The organism is Aliiroseovarius sp. ABM4_368 (assembly GCF_056161205.1).
Window position 1 is genome coordinate 191,519 of record NZ_JBSWYR010000001.1, and the last position, 17,100, is coordinate 208,618.

General features: G+C 58.3%; 16 protein-coding genes. 10 read left to right on the plus strand and 6 right to left on the minus strand.

Translation table 11 applies throughout. The features are described 5' to 3' along the window. Nucleotides 1-2: 2 nt before the first annotated feature. Both choW and choX read right to left on the minus strand, forming a co-directional pair. Nucleotides 3-839, minus strand: coding sequence for a choline ABC transporter permease subunit (gene choW, locus ACXAH3_RS01010; protein ID WP_474860203.1), 837 nt, complete (start codon nt 837-839; stop codon nt 3-5). 75 nt (nt 840-914) lie between these two features. After that, nucleotides 915-1,847: a choline ABC transporter substrate-binding protein gene (gene choX / locus ACXAH3_RS01015; protein WP_474860204.1), complete on the minus strand. Its 933-nt coding sequence runs from the start codon at nt 1,845-1,847 to the stop codon at nt 915-917. 185 nt (nt 1,848-2,032) lie between these two features. Between choX and betI the strand changes: the two genes are divergently transcribed. From betI to ACXAH3_RS01035, 4 genes are all read left to right on the plus strand, one after another. Beyond that, complete coding sequence (gene betI / locus ACXAH3_RS01020) at nt 2,033-2,614, plus strand: choline-binding transcriptional repressor BetI (protein ID WP_474860205.1); 582 nt, start codon at nt 2,033-2,035, stop codon at nt 2,612-2,614. After that, on the plus strand, nt 2,611-4,119 hold the full coding sequence (betC, locus tag ACXAH3_RS01025; protein ID WP_474860206.1) for a choline-sulfatase: 1,509 nt from the start codon (nt 2,611-2,613) through the stop codon (nt 4,117-4,119). Before betI ends, betC begins: the two co-directional genes overlap by 4 nt. A 22-nt stretch (nt 4,120-4,141) precedes the next feature. After that, nucleotides 4,142-5,797, plus strand: a complete 1,656-nt coding sequence (gene betA / locus ACXAH3_RS01030; protein WP_474860207.1) for a choline dehydrogenase — start codon at nt 4,142-4,144, stop codon at nt 5,795-5,797. 82 nt (nt 5,798-5,879) lie between these two features. Beyond that, nucleotides 5,880-6,119: an HP1242/YdcH family protein gene (locus ACXAH3_RS01035; RefSeq protein WP_474860208.1), complete on the plus strand. Its 240-nt coding sequence runs from the start codon at nt 5,880-5,882 to the stop codon at nt 6,117-6,119. Between the two features lie 48 nt (nt 6,120-6,167). Here the strand turns inward: ACXAH3_RS01035 and ACXAH3_RS01040 are convergent, their stop codons facing one another. The 3 genes from ACXAH3_RS01040 to ACXAH3_RS01050 all read right to left on the minus strand — a co-directional run bounded on the left by ACXAH3_RS01040 (nt 6,168) and on the right by ACXAH3_RS01050 (nt 9,723). After that, complete coding sequence (locus tag ACXAH3_RS01040) at nt 6,168-7,001, minus strand: alpha/beta hydrolase (protein WP_474860209.1); 834 nt, start codon at nt 6,999-7,001, stop codon at nt 6,168-6,170. After that, the gene (locus tag ACXAH3_RS01045) at nt 6,998-8,401 is read right to left on the minus strand and encodes a helix-turn-helix domain-containing protein (RefSeq protein ID WP_474860210.1); all 1,404 of its coding nucleotides are present in this window, start codon (nt 8,399-8,401) and stop codon (nt 6,998-7,000) included. The genes ACXAH3_RS01040 and ACXAH3_RS01045 overlap by 4 nt, the downstream gene beginning before the upstream one ends. A gap of 89 nt (nt 8,402-8,490) precedes the next feature. Next, nucleotides 8,491-9,723: a multidrug effflux MFS transporter gene (locus tag ACXAH3_RS01050; protein WP_474860211.1), complete on the minus strand. Its 1,233-nt coding sequence runs from the start codon at nt 9,721-9,723 to the stop codon at nt 8,491-8,493. A 184-nt stretch (nt 9,724-9,907) separates the two neighbouring features. Here ACXAH3_RS01050 and ACXAH3_RS01055 point away from each other — a divergent pair, with 184 nt between their 5' ends. From ACXAH3_RS01055 to ACXAH3_RS01065, 3 genes are read left to right on the plus strand one after another with little or no spacing between them, the layout of a single operon-like run. Further along, nucleotides 9,908-11,440: an acyl-CoA carboxylase subunit beta gene (locus ACXAH3_RS01055; protein WP_474860212.1), complete on the plus strand. Its 1,533-nt coding sequence runs from the start codon at nt 9,908-9,910 to the stop codon at nt 11,438-11,440. A 2-nt stretch (nt 11,441-11,442) separates the two neighbouring features. Continuing rightward, nucleotides 11,443-11,913, plus strand: coding sequence for a DUF6497 family protein (locus ACXAH3_RS01060; protein WP_474860213.1), 471 nt, complete (start codon nt 11,443-11,445; stop codon nt 11,911-11,913). A gap of 14 nt (nt 11,914-11,927) precedes the next feature. Continuing rightward, nucleotides 11,928-12,284: a hypothetical protein gene (locus tag ACXAH3_RS01065; protein ID WP_474861135.1), complete on the plus strand. Its 357-nt coding sequence runs from the start codon at nt 11,928-11,930 to the stop codon at nt 12,282-12,284. Nucleotides 12,285-12,606: 322 nt separating this feature from the next. Here the strand turns inward: ACXAH3_RS01065 and ACXAH3_RS01070 are convergent, their stop codons facing one another. After that, nucleotides 12,607-12,831 (minus strand): hypothetical protein, encoded by a 225-nt coding sequence (locus tag ACXAH3_RS01070; RefSeq protein ID WP_474860214.1) that lies wholly within the window; start codon nt 12,829-12,831, stop codon nt 12,607-12,609. A gap of 131 nt (nt 12,832-12,962) precedes the next feature. On the opposite strand from ACXAH3_RS01070, the gene ACXAH3_RS01075 reads away from it, so the two are divergent. From ACXAH3_RS01075 to ACXAH3_RS01085, 3 genes are read left to right on the plus strand one after another with little or no spacing between them, the layout of a single operon-like run. After that, on the plus strand, nt 12,963-15,011 hold the full coding sequence (locus ACXAH3_RS01075) for an acetyl-CoA carboxylase biotin carboxylase subunit (protein WP_474860215.1): 2,049 nt from the start codon (nt 12,963-12,965) through the stop codon (nt 15,009-15,011). Nucleotide 15,012: 1 nt separating this feature from the next. Beyond that, the gene (locus ACXAH3_RS01080) at nt 15,013-16,563 is read left to right on the plus strand and encodes a hypothetical protein (protein WP_474860216.1); all 1,551 of its coding nucleotides are present in this window, start codon (nt 15,013-15,015) and stop codon (nt 16,561-16,563) included. Then, complete coding sequence (locus ACXAH3_RS01085; RefSeq protein ID WP_474860217.1) at nt 16,560-17,075, plus strand: hypothetical protein; 516 nt, start codon at nt 16,560-16,562, stop codon at nt 17,073-17,075. Before ACXAH3_RS01080 ends, ACXAH3_RS01085 begins: the two co-directional genes overlap by 4 nt. Nucleotides 17,076-17,100 lie beyond the last annotated feature (25 nt).

Sequence of the window (17,100 nt, forward strand, 5' to 3'; positions counted from 1 at the left end):
GATCACGCCTCCCGTTCTACGCGCAGCATGCGGTCAAGTGCGATGGCGACGGCCACGATGACCAAGCCGCTTTCAAAGCCCAGCGATGCGTTTACGGTGTTCAATGCCCGCACCACTGGCACACCCAGACCATCCGCGCCCACAAGGGCCGCGATGACGACCATCGACAGCGACAGCATGATGGTTTGGTTCAAGCCCGTCATGATTTGCGGGAAGGCTGAAGGAAGCTCGATCTTCCACAGGGTTTGCATGCGAGTCGCGCCAAAGGCCTGTCCGGCTTCGGTCAGGGCGGTCGGCACCTGGCTGACACCCAGTTGGGTCAGGCGGATCGGGGCGGGGATGACGAAGATAAACGTGGCGACCAGGCCGGGTACCATACCAATGCCGAACAGAACGATCATCGGGATCAGGTAAACGAAAGTCGGGATGGTTTGCATCATGTCCAGAACCGGCAGGATCGCTTGGAAAAAGCGCGGGCGGTGGGCGGCATAGATGCCGATGGGTACGCCCACACCCATGCAGAAGATCACCGAGAAGACGATCAAGGTCAGGCTTTCGGTGGTTTCCTCCCAATACCCTTGGTTCAGCACGTACAAGAAGCAAAGGACGACGACCGCCACACGGCCCCAGCTGCGCTGAATATAGAAGGTCAGGGCGCCCAGAAGCGCCACGATCAGCAGGGCAGGGGGGGCTTGCAACAGCCAAAGGAACCCGTCGATCCCGTCGCTAAGTACGTCGTCGACAAAGTCAAAGAAGGGGCCAAACGCGTCGGTTAGCCAGTCAAACCCATCCGAGATGGTTTTGCCGACTGGAATTTTGGTGTCTGTCAGCCAGTTCATGGGATCCTCAGGAATTGCAGGCAATGCAAAACGCGCGAGGGATGACCTCGCGCGTTTCAGAGTTTCAGGCTTGGATTACATGCCCAAAGAAGCTTTGACAGCGGCCACCGCGTCGCCACCATCTTTGGTGGTTACGCCGTCCAACCATGCCATATAGGCGTCGGGGTTGGCGGCCAGCCATGCCTTGGCTGCGTCGGCGGGATCTTGGCCATCATTCAGGATGGCACCCATGATCTCGTTCTCCATCGCCAGCGAGAAGCTGAGGTTTTGCAATAGTTTGCCGGTGTTGGCGCATTCCGAGACGTAGCCCGCACGGGTGTTGGTGTCGACCACGGCACCGCCCAAGTTCGGGCCGAAGAAATCATCGCCACCGGTCAGATAGGACATCTCGAAATTGGCGTTCATCGGGTGAGGTTCCCAGCCAAGGAAAACGATCGGTTCGTCTTTCTTGTCAGCGCGGGCGACCTGCGCCAGCATGCCCTGTTCCGAGCTTTCAGCAACTTCGAAGTCTTTCAGGCCAAAGGCGTCTCCGTCGATCATCGACTGGATCAAGCGGTTGCCGTCATTGCCCGGCTCGATGCCATAGATCTTGCCTTCCAGCGCATCGGCTTGGGCGGCGATGTCGGCGAAATCCTTGATGCCCAGATCGGCGGCAGCTTTGTTAACCGCCAGCGTGTACTTGGCGCCTTCTAGGTTGGTGCGCACGGTGTCGACGGTGCCAGCTTCGCGATAAGGCGCGATGTCGGCTTCCATGGTGGGCATCCAGTTGCCCAAGAACACGTCAATGTCGCCTTCGGCCAGCGAGGTATATGTCACGGGCACGGACAGAACCTTGATGTCAGTCTCGTATCCCAGAGCCTCGAGAACCACAGTGGTGGCTGCGGTGGTTGCAGTAATGTCGGTCCAGCCAACATCCGAAAATGTCACGCTGTCGCAATGGCCATCCGCAAAGGCGGTGGTGGCAGCAGCCGACAATGCGATGGCGGAAAGTGTGGATTTGAGTTTCATGTGTTCGCTCCCTGTTTTTGGTGCGGTTTTATTGGCCGGGGCCGGCATATGCAGACCACTCGGCGTGACCCTAACGCAGGCTGCGCAAAGGTGAAACCGGCTTCATTGATGCCGACGGTGCTTTTTATTGATTGACGAGTCAATTAAAAAAAGCAACCCTGCCTTACTGCAAATCGGAGAGGCACATGCCAAAGCTGGGGATGGAACCCATACGGAAGGGCGCACTGGTGCAGGCCACGATCCACGAGATCGGCCGCGCGGGCAGTCTTGATGTGACCGTTACGCAAATCGCCAAACGGGCTGGGGTGTCCAGCGCCTTGGCGCATCATTACTTCGGCGGAAAGGATCAGATCTTTCTGGCCGCGATGCGCCACATTCTGTCGGTCTATGGCGCGCAGGTGCGAGCCGCTGTGCTGGGTGCCAAGACCCCACGTGACCGGGTCGAAGCCATCATTCGTGCCAATTTCGAAGCGGGTAACTTCCGCCCGGAAGTCATCAGCGCATGGCTGAACTTTTACGTGATGTCGCAAAGCAATGACGGCGCACGGCGTTTGCTGCGCGTCTATCAGCACCGGCTGCATTCCAACCTCGTTCACGATCTGCGCCCCTTGGTGGGTGACGACGCGCATGACGTTGCAGATACGCTCGCTGCGATGATCGACGGTCTTTATATCCGCCACGCCCTTCGCGAAGAAACACCAAGCGGCAAACGCGCCTGTTACCGCGTTCTGGCCTGCCTTGATATCATATTGGAGACCCACGCATGACCTCGCCCAACATTCTGATCATCATGGTGGATCAGTTGAATGGCACGCTGTTCCCGGATGGCCCGGCCGAGTTTCTGCACGCGCCGAACCTGAAGAAACTGGCGGAACGGTCTGTGCGGTTTCAAAACGCCTATACCGCCAGCCCGCTTTGCGCGCCGGGGCGGGCCAGTTTCATGTCGGGCCTGCTGCCGCGCCGCACCAAGGTCTATGACAACGCGGCCGAGTTCGCCTCGGACATCCCGACCTATGCCCACCACCTGCGCCGCGCCGGATATCAGACCGCGCTATCGGGCAAGATGCACTTTGTCGGACCAGACCAGATGCACGGGTTCGAGGAACGCCTGACCACCGATATCTATCCCGCAGATTTCGGCTGGACCCCGGATTACCGCAAACCCGGCGAGCGGATCGACTGGTGGTACCACAATATGGGATCGGTCACGGGTGCTGGGGTCGCCGAGATTTCGAACCAAATGGAGTATGACGACGAGGTCGCGTACAACGCCTGCGCCAAGCTTTATGATCTCGCGCGCGGCCATGACGACCGCCCGTGGTGTCTGACGGTCAGCTTCACCCACCCGCATGATCCCTATGTCGCCCGCCGCAAATACTGGGATCTTTACGAGGATTGCGAGCACCTGCTGCCCGAAGTTCCGGCAAAAGCTTACGAGGATCACGACCCCCACGCACAGCGGATTTTCGACGCAAATGACTGGCGCAATTTCGACATTACCGAAGACGATATCCGCAAGTCCCGCCGAGCGTATTTCGCCAATATCTCGTATCTAGATGACAAGGTGGGCGAGATGCTGGATATCCTTGAAAGCACCCGCCAAGAAGCCATCATCATGTTCGTGTCCGACCATGGCGATATGCTGGGCGAGCGTGGGTTGTGGTTCAAAATGAACTTCTATGAAGGCTCGGCGCGGGTTCCCTTGATGGTGTCCGCTCCGGGACTAGAGCCGGGGTTGATCGAGGCCCCTGTGTCCACGCTGGACGTGACTCCCACGCTGGCCGATCTGGCAGGGATATCGCTGGACGAGGTGAAGCCGTGGGTTGATGGCGAAAGCCTTGTACCGTTGGCAGGTGGCGAAGAACGCACAAGCCCCGTGGCGATGGAATATGCGGCGGAAGCGTCTTATGCGCCGCTCGTATCCCTGCGTTATGGCAAGTGGAAATATAACCGCTGCGCGCTGGATCCAGATCAGCTGTTTGATCTGGAAGCAGACCCGCACGAGTTGGTTAATCTGGCGGACGATCCGGCGCATCAAGGCACACTGAATTCGCTGCGGGCAAAATCCGAGGCGCGCTGGGATCTAGATGCCTATGACAACGAAGTCCGCGAAAGCCAGGCGCGCCGCTGGGTGGTCTATGAGGCGTTGCGCAACGGCGCCTATTTCCCGTGGGATTATCAGCCCCTTCGCAAAGCATCCGAGCGCTATATGCGCAACCACATGAACCTCGACAATGTTGAAGAAAACGCGCGCTTCCCCCGTGGCGAGTAACCCCTGATCTGACGGAAAGACAATGCAAGCAGAATATATCATCGTTGGTGCTGGTAGCGCAGGATGCGCAATGGCGTATCGGTTGGCGGAAGCAGGCAAGCGGGTGCTGGTGATCGAACATGGCGGCACAGATGCCGGGCCGTTCATCCAGATGCCCGCGGCGCTAAGTTATCCGATGAACATGAAGACCTATGATTGGGGCTTCCAGACCGAACCCGAACCGCATCTTGGGGGCCGTACGTTGGTGACGCCGCGTGGTAAGGTTGTGGGTGGCTCCAGTTCCATCAACGGGATGGTTTACGTGCGCGGGCACGCGAAAGATTTCGACCATTGGGCCGAGCAAGGGGCCGATGGGTGGTCCTATGCGGACGTGCTTCCGTACTTCAAGCGGCAAGAAAATTGGCATGACAGTGGACATGGCGGCGATGCGGATTGGCGCGGCAAAGATGGTCCGCTGCACGTGACCCGCGGCCCGCGCAAAAACCCGCTTTTCCATGCCTTTGTCGAGGCTGGGAAGCAGGCTGGGTACGAAGTCACCGACGATTATAACGGTCAGAAACAAGAGGGCTTCGGCCCGATGGAGCAGACCGTCTGGAAAGGGCGGCGCTGGTCGGCAGCGAACGCTTACATCCGCCCCGCGCTGGAGCGTGAAAATTGCGAACTGATCCGCGCCTTCGCCCGTAAGATCGTCATTGAAGACGGCCGTGCCGTGGGCGTCGAAGTGGAGCGCGGCGGCAAGATCGAAGTGATCCGCGCCGAGGCCGAGGTGATCATCGCCGCCAGCTCGATCAACTCGCCCAAGCTTCTGATGCTGTCGGGCATTGGTCCGGCGGCGCATCTGAAAGAACACGGGATTGATGTCGTGGCGGATCGCCCCGGTGTCGGGCAAAACCTGCAAGATCACCTTGAGGTCTATATGCAGTATGCCTCGAAACAGCCGATCACGCTGTATCGGTACTGGAACCTTATCTGGAAGGGTATTCTGGGTGCGCAATGGCTGTTCACCAAGACGGGGCTGGGGGCATCGAACCAGTTTGAAAGCGCGGCTTTCATCCGCTCGAAAGCAGGCGTCGAATATCCTGACATCCAGTATCACTTCTTGCCAATCGCCGTGCGCTATGACGGGCAGGCGGCAGCAGAAGGCCATGGGTTCCAGGCCCATACCGGCCCGATGCGCTCGCCGTCGCGCGGGGAGATCACGCTGAAATCGGCTGATCCGAAGGACGCCCCGCGTATCTTCTTTAACTACATGTCGACCGAACAGGACTGGGAAGATTTCCGAACCTGTATCCGCCTGACGCGCGAGATCTTCTCGCAGCCCGCGTTCGAGCCATTCGTGAAGTTCGAGATCCAGCCGGGCAACGCGCTGCAAACGGATGACGAGATTGACAGCTTCATCCGCGAACATGCCGAAAGCGCTTATCACCCTTGTGGCACCTGTCGTATTGGGCGGGCCGACGATCCGATGGCCGTGGTCGATCCCGAGCTGCGGGTGATCGGCGTCGAGGGGCTGCGCGTCGCCGACAGCTCGACTTTTCCGCGCATCACCAATGGCAACCTGAACGGGCCGTCGATCATGGTAGGGGAAAAGGCGTCGGATCACATTCTGGGCCGCCGTTTGCCGTCCGCGAATGATGAACCGTGGATCCACCCGGATTGGCAAAATTCGCAGCGATAAACGTGTGATTTGATCCCTGTCAAAGCAGGGGAGGTTCGCCGGGCGCAAACTTCCCCTGACTTTAGGCAAAGGAGGCACGCGAATGTCACATACCCCGCACGAATTGAGCGAGGAATTCCCCGAATACGCAGACAAAAAAAGCGATCTGAAACTTTCGGATGCGCATTTCTCGAAACTGGCGGATGAATATCACGAGGTGAACCGAGCCATTCACCGCGCGGAAACCAATGTCGAACCCACCGACCAGTTTGCCGAGGAAGACATGCGCAAAAAACGTGCCGCCTTGAAGGACGAAATCTATCGGATGCTGACGGCTGCGTAGATGTCGCCGCGACGAGGGATAAAAGGCCGGGCAATCGCCCGGCCTTTCTTATTTTCCATGGATGGCTTGCAGCCACTCCCGCAACGGGGTCAGCACGTTCTGCCGCCAAATGGAAGTGTGGTCAGAATGAGGACGCGCGGCCAGAACTTTGTTCTTTGCTGGCGACAGGTCATACAGTGTGTGCCCCATCTTGAACGGCACCGTCTCGTCTTTACCGCCATGCAGGATGAAGGTCGGCGCGGTGACACTGCGGATGAAGTTTTTCGACGGCCACAGATCGGTGCGACCGATTACGAAAGGCAGAAGCGTCGGGTTTTTATAGGCTGTCAGATCTACAAGCGACGTGTAGGGCGCTTGCAAAATCACTGCGGATGGCGGGTTCGCGCGCCCGGGCTTGCCTGCCGCAATGGCCAGTGCGACGCCTGTGCCAAGGCTTTCGCCCATCAAGATGATTTTCTTGCTGCCGGTCAGATTAGGAATGTCCCGATACAGTTGATCCGCGAGCGATTGGATCTTCGAACGGCTGGGTAGTCCCTTGCTGCCGCTCATCCCCGGATAGGCCATCACGACGACGCCATAACCTCGGTTCATAAACCACGTGTATTTGTGGCTGCGCGTGTGGATGGATCCGCCTGATCCCGGCAGGTACAGAACTGTGGGCTTGTTTTTGCGTTTCGGCTGCCCGACCCACAGCACCAGCCCTTTATAGATCACCTCTTTCAGCCGTTTGTCCGCCCGTTTGGGGTTCGTGCGCTCGTCGCTGAACTGGTAAAAGGTGCGTCGTTCGAACTGGGTTGCGAAGCTTTCGGCGTGCACCGGTTGCGGCCCCGAGGTGACCAAAACGGTCAAAGCCAGCAGGACGGGAAGAAAGAACTTGGTCATCGTGTGATCTCGTAAGGAAGCGTTCCGCGCGAATATGGGTCGACTTGTAGCTTGCGTTCAAGGGGAGGAACCGAGCGTTGGTGACACAATTGCCGTTCGCAGATCCGGCACGAGATGCCGATGGGCTCGAATGCGGCGTCGTTCGAAACGTCCAGATCATCCGCATAGACCAATGCGCCTGCGTGTTTCACCTCGCATCCCAACCCGATGGCGTATCGGCGTACGGGTGCGTCAAAGCTGCCGCCAGATTTGGTGACGTTTCGGGCAAGGCAGAAGTACCGCACGCCGTCGGGCGTCTGGGCCAGCTGGCGCAGAAAACGTCCAGGGGTTTCAAAGGATTGGTGGACATTCCACAAGGGACAGGCGCCGCCGAAACGGGCAAATTGCAACCGCGTGGCCGAGTGGCGTTTGGTGATCGTGCCGGCTTGATCCACGCGCACGAAAAAGAACGGAACACCCTTTGAACCGGGACGTTGAAGCGTGGACAAGCGGTGGGCGACTTGTTCGATCGAGGCACCAAAGCGGTCGGCCAACCGTTCAAGGTCGTGGCGCGTCTCATGCGCGGCGGCAAGAAACTGCTCATAGGGCAAAAGAGCCGCACCCGCGAAATAGTTTGCAAGACCCAGCTTGGCGATGGCGCGGGCCTCCTCTGTCTGGAAACGGGCAAAATCCAGCGTGGCTTCCAGCAGGGCATCCTGTGTCAGCAGCGCCACCTGCATCAGAAGCTGGAACTCCTGCGTGGCGCGGGGAGGGCGGGTCGAAAGGGTCAGCACACGCCCCTCGACATCATAGCTGCGCACCTTGTCGACGTCGGCGTGGGTCAGGGTGATCCCACGGTCGTTCAACACCGCTTCTGCCATCGCCGCTTGACCCAAGCCGCGCTTCTTACCGGTCTGGGCGAAATGCTCGGCCGCGCGATCCACCGCATCGATGTAGTTGTCGCAATAGTGAAAGAAGTCGCGCACTTCGTCCCATGGGCTGGCTTGGTTTGGCGCGTCGTCCGCACCAATGTCCTGATCCATCGAGGCCAGCCGTTCATGCCCAAGCCTGTAAGCGCGATGCAGTTCCAGAAGGGCATGGGCCAGCGCGGGCGCATTTGACGCAGCGAGCCGTAAATCAGCAAGCGGGGGAATGTCGGAAAAAACCGGGTCCGCGAAAGCCTCGCGCATATCCGTCACCAGCCGTTCCGCGTCACCCGTGGACAGTTCGGCCACGTCAAAACCGAATTCCTGCGCCAAGGCCAACACCACGCCCGTCGACACGGGACGGTTGTTGTTTTCCATCTGGTTCAGATAGGGCAGGCTGACGCCCAGCTTTTCAGCAAAGGCTTTCTGGGTCAGGTTCAGGCGGGATCGGATCTCGCGCAGTTTTACACCGGCATAGAGCTTCTGAGTGGCCATGGCGTCGCGTTTCACACTCGCTTTGCAAATATCGTCACTTTATGGCGTAGCATTTGCAAACTGCACGGGTCAAAGAGATTTGGGACTCTTCACAAAACACCAAGCCTCCGTTCGCGCCGGATCACCCCTAGCATTGTCAGAACAGCCAGCAAGGCTGAGCACAGCATCACCCACAAAAGCGGCATGGGGGACATGCCGTTGCCCAAGGCAAGCCCGGCAAAGGCCGAAACGCCTGCGCCGCCAACCATCATCAAGGTGCCGCTTAACCCAATGGCGCTGCCAGCAAGTTCCGGGCGGACGCTCATGATCCCTGCATTTGCTGATGGCAACGTCAGACCATTGCCCAGCCCAACCATGATCATCGCGCCAAAGAATACATACTCTGACCCGCCGCCCAGTGCGAAGATCAGCATCGCAACGATCATGCCGAAAGCGGTGATCAATGCGCCGCTAAAGATCATACGGATCATGCCAACGCGGACGGCAAACCGTCCGGACAGGAAGTTTCCGACGAAATATCCTGCCGCGGGCGCGCCAAAGAAATATCCAAGACGTGCGGGCTCCATCCCATAGATTTCACTGCCCACATAAGGTGCGCCCCCTAGATAGGCGAAGAACGCGCCCGAGGTCAGCGTCGCCGTCAGGCAATAACCCCAGTATCTGGGCGACGTCAGCAGCGAAGGATAGGCACGGAACTGGGCCGAGAAGCCTGAAAACTGGCGTTGGCCCGTTTCCCCCATATCCCGCCACAAAAGCGTCAGGGCCAGCAAGCCGGTCAGGCTTTGCAGCCAGAAGCTGGCCTTCCAGCCGTAAAGCTGATCCAGCCAACCGCCTAAGCTGGGGGCGAGCATTGGAACCACTGACATGCCCATGGTGACATAGCCGATCATCGAGGCCGCCTGATCACCGGGAACCATGTCGCGAATGGCCGCGCGTGACAGCACCATGCCCACCGCGACGGTGGCCTGCATCATGCGAAAGGTCAGGAAGGTATAGACATCCGGCGCGTAAATGCAGCCCAACGTGGCGATGACATAGATTGCAAAGCCCGCCATGATTATGGGGCGCCGCCCGTATCTGTCTGACAGTGGGCCAACCACCAATTGCAGTGCGCCGTTTACGAAAAGATACAGTGCGACCGACAATTGGATCAGGTGGTAATCTGCTTGGAAATACCGCGCCATTCCGGGCAGTGAGGGCAGAAAGACGTTCATCGATATCGCAGCCATCGCGGCCACGAAGGTCAGGGTAAACAGGCTTGGCGGTGTGGACGGGTCCAGAAAGCGGGAATTCCGCGCTGGATTAACTTGTTCGAGTTGCATGGGTAAGAGCTATTACTCGCGAAACGGACTGTCCAGTCGTTTAACAAAGCAAATACTGCTAGAAAGTTCGCATATTTGCAATTTGCATTGGCGCACTTGCATTTAGTTTGCAAATTCGCCCCTTTTTGCTTCCCGCTGCTGCTTGGTCAGGCTAGTTTGCGGCGAAATCAAGGAGTGCCGCCACATGAAAGATATCCTCCAAGAACTTGAGAGCCGCCGCGAGAAAGCCCGCCTTGGGGGCGGTCAGCGTCGGATCGACAGCCAGCACAAAAAAGGCAAGCTGACCGCGCGCGAGCGGGTCGAGCTGCTGTTGGACGAGGACTCGTTCGAAGAGTTCGACATGTTCAAAGCCCACCGTTGCACCGAGTTCGGCATGGAAGCCGACAAGCCTGCGGGCGACGGCGTCATCACCGGGTGGGGAACCATTAACGGTCGTTTGGTCTATGTGTTCTCGCAGGACTTTACTGTATTTGGTGGCTCGCTGTCGGAAACACACGCTGAAAAAATCTGCAAAATCATGGATATGGCGATGCAGAACGGTGCGCCTGTGATCGGCATCAACGATTCAGGTGGTGCGCGCATTCAAGAAGGTGTTGCTTCGCTTGCTGGTTACGCTGAAGTGTTCCAGCGTAACATCATGGCCTCGGGCGTGGTGCCGCAGATCTCGGTGATCATGGGCCCGTGTGCTGGTGGGGCCGTGTACTCGCCCGCCATGACTGACTTCATCTTCATGGTGAAAGACAGCTCGTACATGTTCGTGACCGGTCCCGACGTTGTGAAAACCGTGACCAACGAAGTGGTGACAGCTGAGGAGCTTGGCGGTGCCTCGACTCACACCAAGAAATCGTCGGTTGCTGACGGCGCGTTCGAAAATGACGTCGAGGCCCTGTCAGAAGTCCGCCGTCTGGTCGACTTCTTGCCCCTGAACAACCGCGAGAAAGCTCCAGTGCGTCCGTTCTTTGATGATCCGGCCCGCGTGGACGACAGTCTGGACACGTTGGTTCCGGACAACCCAAACTCGCCCTATGACATGAAAGAGCTGATCACCAAGCTGGCCGACGAAGGCGACTTCTTCGAGATTCAGGAAGATTATGCCAAGAACATCATCACCGGCTATATCCGCCTGGAAGGGCAGACCGTTGGCGTTGTGGCCAACCAGCCGATGGTTCTGGCTGGCTGTCTGGACATCGACAGCTCGCGCAAGGCGGCTCGTTTCGTCCGTTTCTGCGACGCGTTTGAAATTCCGATCCTGACGCTGGTCGACGTGCCTGGCTTCCTGCCGGGTACAAGCCAAGAATATGGCGGCGTGATCAAGCACGGTGCGAAACTGCTGTTTGCCTATGGGGAAGCCACGGTTCCGAAAGTCACGCTTATCACCCGTAAAGCATACGGTGGTGCCTATGACGTTATGGCGTCCAAGCACCTGCGCGGCGACTTTAACTATGCTTGGCCGACTGCTGAAATCGCTGTGATGGGTGCCAAGGGCGCGACCGAGATCCTGTACCGTTCGGAACTGGGCGATCCCGAGAAGATCGCGCAGCGCACGCAGGACTATGAAGACCGCTTTGCCAACCCGTTCGTGGCGGCCGAGCGTGGATTCATCGACGAGGTTATTCAGCCGCATTCGTCGCGTCGCCGGATCAGCCGTGCCTTTGCCTCGCTGCGTGGCAAGAAGTTGCAGAACCCTTGGAAAAAGCACGATAATATTCCGCTGTGATCATGGGTCGCACGGCGGAATATCTGGGCCTTCGCGGCCTGACTGGGGTGGCGGTTTACGCCGCCACCCTGGCCCTGTCGCTGTCTGCGCCCACGTCACTTGCGGCGTCACAAGATGACTGGTCCGAAGGCATGTCGCTGACGGTCCCGTCGGGCCAGCCCGTCACGCTGCTTGAGGTCAATCAGCAGGACGGCAATCAGGGGGGATCGTCCATTCATGTGCGGTTCCTTGCGCCTGAAATTGCACGCAACACGGGAAGCATCGCTTTCTCGCAAGCGGAAGAAGATATGGCCGTGATCTGTCAGGACTATGTGCTGCCGCACCTGTCCAAGATCACGCAAACCGTGCCAGAGCAGATCGTGATCGTTCTGGCAGATCGTTGGGTCGAGTTCGGCGTCTCGGACATGGACGCGACTCAGTTTTTTGAAGCGTTTCGCCCCGAAAATGGCGAATGTGTTTGGGATGGGTTCTGATGGCACTGCCTTATATGTTGAAGCACAAGGGCTTTCCCGGGCGTCTTACGGGGACCGACTTTCAGTTTACCATTCGCCGGGCCAGCAAGACGGGGGCGACGAAGTTGGCCGCGCGTGAACGCTATGCGGATCGCAGGCCTGCGGACCGTCGTGCGGATACGGCCTTTATGAAAGCGCTGTGGGAATATTTCGGGGATCAACCGTTCGAGCGTGGCAACCTGGATGCTGGACGCTTGTCGTGGCTGTTTGAGCGCGAGGTGCTGCCTGCACAGGATCCTTTTGACCCCGAAGATTATGAAGCGATGCTGGTGATTGACGAAGCCCGTGCACGGGCCGCATTCCCGGATGCGTTCGAGGAACAATCGGCATGATTTCGCCCGCATTGTATACCAACCGGCAAAAAACGGCTCAGCCAGGCGGTGTGCGTCTGACAGGGGCTTGCGATTGCTTTGGTTCATGCCAACATGTGAAACACGCAGGGAACACATCCCCGTTCTCTGCAATGGTTTGTCGAAACCATTACCCTTCCCCTTCTTCTACCCGGTTCAGTGCATTAGCGTCTGAACCGGGCCTTTTTTCGTTCTTTGACAGGGGGTTGCGCCAAGCGACACTCCGCAGGCCGCGAAAAAAACTCTTGGGGAATACCCGTTATTGGGGCAGAATGACTGTCAAAACTCACTGTGAAAGAGGCAGTCACACATGCAGTACAGAAAACTCGTTGCGGGGGCACTTGCCCTTGTCGCGCTGGCAGGATGTCAGTGGAACGACCTTCAGCGCGCTGGTGTCGGCGCGGCCACAGGTGCCGTCGTCGCAAAAGCAGCCAGCGGTAACCTTCTTACCGGTGCGGTCATCGGCGCGGGCGCAGGTTCGCTGTGCGATGATGTCGGGGTCGGTATCTGCAACTGATCTGAATTCCATTGGGTCCGCCAAAGGCGGCTTCACCACTCACAATCGGCCTGCCGAGACCACCCGGTCCGGCAGGCTTTTCTATGTCAATCTGCGGGGCGCTTCACTGCGTCGCGCCCTCACATGAACCGAAAGGACAGGACATGTTCAACAAGATCCTGATTGCGAACCGAGGCGAGATCGCTTGCCGTGTGATCAAGACTGCCCGCAAGATGGGCATCAAAACGGTGGCGATCTATTCGGATGCCGACCGGAACGCGCTTCATGTGAAAATGGCGGACGAAGCCGTTCACATCGGCCCGCCGCCCGCGAACCAGTCTTATATCGTCATCGACAAGGTGATGCAGGCGATCAAGGATTCCGGCGCCGAAGCTGTTCATCCTGGTTACGGCTTTTTGTCCGAGAACTCGAAATTTGCTGAAGCCCTGGAAGCCGCAGGCGTTGCCTTTGTTGGCCCGCCTAAAGGCGCGATTGAGGCGATGGGGGACAAGATCACCTCGAAAAAGATCGCTCAGGACGCCAACGTGTCGACCGTCCCCGGCTATATGGGCCTGATTGAGGACGCAGACGAAGCCGTGAAGATCTCGAACGAGATTGGCTATCCGGTGATGATCAAAGCCTCGGCCGGTGGCGGTGGTAAGGGCATGCGGATTGCATGGAACGATGAAGAGGCCCGCGAAGGCTTCCAGTCGTCCAAGAACGAAGCCGCCAACAGCTTTGGCGATGACCGTATCTTCATCGAGAAATTCGTGACCCAGCCGCGCCACATCGAAATTCAGGTTCTGTGCGATGCGCATGGCAACGGCATCTACCTGAACGAACGCGAATGCTCGATCCAGCGTCGGAACCAGAAAGTTGTGGAAGAAGCCCCGTCGCCCTTCTTGGACGAAGCCACCCGCAAAGCCATGGGCGAACAGTCGGTCGCGCTGGCCAAGGCCGTGGGCTATACCTCGGCCGGTACGGTGGAGTTCATCGTCGATGGCGACAAGAACTTCTATTTCCTGGAAATGAACACCCGTCTTCAGGTGGAACACCCAGTGACCGAGCTGATCACCGGTGTTGATCTTGTCGAACAGATGATCCGCGTCGCCAATGGCGAGCCGCTGTCGATCACTCAGGACGATGTGGGCATCAATGGCTGGTCCATCGAAAACCGTGTCTACGCGGAAGACCCCTATCGCAACTTCCTGCCTTCGATCGGTCGTCTGACCCGTTACCGCCCGCCCGCAGAAATTGCGGCTGGCCCGATGCAGGACAACGGTAAATGGGCCGATGATGCAATCAATGGGTCGGACTATGCGGTGCGTAACGATACCGGTGTTTTTGAAGGTGGCGAGATCTCGATGTACTATGACCCGATGATCGCCAAGCTGTGTACATGGGCGCCGACTCGTGATGAAGCGATCGAAGCCATGCGCAACGCGCTGGACGGGTTCGAGCTGGAAGGCATCGGTCACAACCTGCCTTTCGTGTCAGCCGTGATGGATCACCCGATTTTCATGAAAGGCGAGATGACCACCGCCTTTATCGAGGAACAGTATCCCGACGGGTTCGACGGTGTAGAGTTGGGCCATGATGCGCTGAAACGCATCGCGGCTTCCGCCGCTGCCATGTACCGCGTCGCTGAAATCCGTCGCACCCGTATCTCGGGCCGTATGGACAACCACGAGCGTAAAGTGGGGAAGCATTGGGTCGTGACGCTGCAAGGCGAAGAGTTCGCGGTTAAGATCAAGGCCGACAAGAAGGGTTCGACCATCAAATTTGAAGACGGCACCAAAATGCGCGTGTCCTCGGATTGGACGCCGGGTGACAGCCTTGCCACGCTGGATGTGGACGGGTCGCCGCTGGTGCTGAAGGTCGACAAGATTACCTCGGGCTTCCGTATGCGTTCGCGCGGAGCTGATCTGAAAGTGCATGTCCGCACCCCGCGTCAGGCCGAACTTGCGCGCTTGATGCCAGAAAAACTGCCGCCGGATACCTCGAAAATGCTGCTGTGCCCGATGCCGGGTCTGGTGGTGAAGGTCGACGTGGAAGCCGGTCAAGAAGTTCAGGAAGGTCAGGCGCTGTGCACGATTGAAGCCATGAAGATGGAAAACATCCTGCGCGCCGAGAAGAAGGGCATCGTGTCCAAAATCAACGCAGGTGCTGGCGACAGCCTTGCCGTTGATGAAGTGATCATGGAGTTCGAATAACATGACCACCGCCACCACGTTGCCCCGAAAAACGGGGGAGCTGACACTGATTTCAGTCTTGATCAGCGTGGTGGCATTCGCGCTTTATCAGGGCGTGGCCTTTGTCCGGGCGGGTGTTTTCGAATACCCGCTCGATGACGTTTATATCCACCTTGCGGTTGCCGAACAGATCGCCGCCGGTGGCTATGGCGTGAACGCGGGCGAATTTACCTCGGCAGCGTCTTCGCCGATCTATCCGTTTTTGCTGGCTCCCTTTGCTGGCACGGCCGTGCAAGCTTGGTTACCGCTGTTCTGGAACACCCTTGCCATGTTGCTGGGCGCGGTACTTTGGGCGCGGATCGTCGCAGCAAGCGGCGCGTCGCGGGGGTGGGCGCTGACCTTCGCGGCCCTTGGCCCCTTGGCGTTCAACTTCGCCGGTGCCGCAATGGTCGGGATGGAGCACTCGTTACATATTCTGGCCAGCCTTGCGGTTTTGCGCGGTTTGCAAATCCAGATGGATGAAGGCCGCATTAGTTGGCTTTTGGTCGCAGGAATGGTGCTTGGCCCGATAATCCGATTTGAAGGCTTGGCCGTGACAGGGGCCGGCGCGCTAGTGCTTCTGATGACCGGTCGCTGGGCCATCGGGGCGGGGCTGTTCGCAGCCGCCGCGGTGCTTGTCGCAGGCTTTATGTTCTTCCTGACAACGTTGGGGTTGGAGCCTTTGCCGAACTCGGTCATGGCGAAGCTTTCTGGCAGCGGTACGGACCGGTTCACGCTTGCAGATCTGCCAATCAAGCTGGCGATTCAACTGTTTTCCAACGAGGCTGTTGTGATGTTGATCGCAGTGCTTTGCGCGGTAGCGTTGTCGGCACGTTCTGATCTGGACCGTCGCCTGCGCGCTCTGATGGCTGCTGCCGCCTTCACCGGGTTTGGCCATCTGCTGTTGGGGCAATTCGGCTGGTTTGAACGGTACGAGCTTTATGCGATGACCTTTGTCCTTGGCCTTGTGATGATCGTCGTTTTGCGAGACGAGACTTTGCTCACGATGCGCCTGCTTCTGCTTGCGGGCTTCGGTTATCTTGGTGCGTCTTACGGCCAATGGCTTTTGTTCAACGGAACCAACGGTCCGAACGCGATCTATTCGCAGCACGGTAACATGAGCCGCTTTGTGAAAGAGATCTATCAGAAACCCGTCGCCGTGAATGATCTGGGCTATGTGGTCTGGGCCAACCCTAACCAAGTTCTCGACCTGTGGGGGCTGGCCTCTTACGAGGCGTTGAAGCTCCGTCTGGACGATCCCCATCCCGGCTGGGCCGCTGATCTTGTCGACAAGGCCGGGGTCGAACTGGCCATTGTTTATGACCGCTGGATCGGCGAAGGAATCGGGGCGGACTGGATCAAGGTTGGAACGTTGACATTCACTGGTGGCGGAGCGTTTCTGGGCGGATATGATGTAAGCTTTTACGCGACCAAACCGGCTGCAGCGGATGGTATCCGCCAACAGTTGAGCGAATTTGCACCGCAGGTCCAAGGCAAAGCCGTGTTGACCGTGATTGACGGGGAAACGGGATGAGCTTTCTGCGCCATATCCCCTTCGCTGCTGCCACCAGTGTCGCATTGCTGTCCGGCTGTAACCTGCACAGCGAATCCAAACTGCGCGCCGGCCTTGAACAGTATTTTACCCTTGGTGATACTCTGTCGTTTGAAAGCAAACTGACCTGTACCGCCGCTGTCTTTCGTGCGGCCCTGAACGATGTGAAGCCGCAAATGCCGCTGGCTGTGACCAGTGTCGACGCGCAAGAGCTGTTCCGAGAAACCGGCAAAGCTGCTCTGCGCGCCGAAGGTCAGACGCCCCATGCCCTAACGGACGAGATGCTGACGACCGAAGACGGTGCCTTTGGCCGTCAGGCTTTGGCCGCCGCTGCGCTGGTCGGGAAATGCCTATCGGATACGGACGGTCAAGACTTCCACCGCGCGCTCACCCGCCCCGGTGCGACGATTGCTTATGATATTGCGGTGGGGGGTGTCATGATCCTCGACCCCGTTGAGCGAAAACTCTTTTTTGCCGCCGGAGATCCCCTGTGACCCGCGGCCCGGAACCAGCGAGCGC

What these genes read in the sequence shown, in the direction of transcription:
- betC (WP_474860206.1), top strand. Translation starts at nt 2,611, where the DNA reads ATGACCTCGCCCAACATTCTGATCATCATGGTGGATCAGTTGAATGGC.
- ACXAH3_RS01055 (WP_474860212.1), top strand. Translation starts at nt 9,908, where the DNA reads ATGAAAGATATCCTCCAAGAACTTGAGAGCCGCCGCGAGAAAGCCCGC.
- betA (WP_474860207.1), top strand. Translation starts at nt 4,142, where the DNA reads ATGCAAGCAGAATATATCATCGTTGGTGCTGGTAGCGCAGGATGCGCA.
- ACXAH3_RS01070 (WP_474860214.1), bottom strand. Translation starts at nt 12,831, where the DNA reads ATGGAATTCAGATCAGTTGCAGATACCGACCCCGACATCATCGCACAG.
- ACXAH3_RS01050 (WP_474860211.1), bottom strand. Translation starts at nt 9,723, where the DNA reads ATGCAACTCGAACAAGTTAATCCAGCGCGGAATTCCCGCTTTCTGGAC.
- ACXAH3_RS01065 (WP_474861135.1), top strand. Translation starts at nt 11,928, where the DNA reads ATGTTGAAGCACAAGGGCTTTCCCGGGCGTCTTACGGGGACCGACTTT.
- ACXAH3_RS01035 (WP_474860208.1), top strand. Translation starts at nt 5,880, where the DNA reads ATGTCACATACCCCGCACGAATTGAGCGAGGAATTCCCCGAATACGCA.
- ACXAH3_RS01045 (WP_474860210.1), bottom strand. Translation starts at nt 8,401, where the DNA reads ATGGCCACTCAGAAGCTCTATGCCGGTGTAAAACTGCGCGAGATCCGA.
- ACXAH3_RS01040 (WP_474860209.1), bottom strand. Translation starts at nt 7,001, where the DNA reads ATGACCAAGTTCTTTCTTCCCGTCCTGCTGGCTTTGACCGTTTTGGTC.
- ACXAH3_RS01060 (WP_474860213.1), top strand. Translation starts at nt 11,443, where the DNA reads ATGGGTCGCACGGCGGAATATCTGGGCCTTCGCGGCCTGACTGGGGTG.
- choX (WP_474860204.1), bottom strand. Translation starts at nt 1,847, where the DNA reads ATGAAACTCAAATCCACACTTTCCGCCATCGCATTGTCGGCTGCTGCC.
- ACXAH3_RS01085 (WP_474860217.1), top strand. Translation starts at nt 16,560, where the DNA reads ATGAGCTTTCTGCGCCATATCCCCTTCGCTGCTGCCACCAGTGTCGCA.
- ACXAH3_RS01075 (WP_474860215.1), top strand. Translation starts at nt 12,963, where the DNA reads ATGTTCAACAAGATCCTGATTGCGAACCGAGGCGAGATCGCTTGCCGT.
- betI (WP_474860205.1), top strand. Translation starts at nt 2,033, where the DNA reads ATGCCAAAGCTGGGGATGGAACCCATACGGAAGGGCGCACTGGTGCAG.
- ACXAH3_RS01080 (WP_474860216.1), top strand. Translation starts at nt 15,013, where the DNA reads ATGACCACCGCCACCACGTTGCCCCGAAAAACGGGGGAGCTGACACTG.
- choW (WP_474860203.1), bottom strand. Translation starts at nt 839, where the DNA reads ATGAACTGGCTGACAGACACCAAAATTCCAGTCGGCAAAACCATCTCG.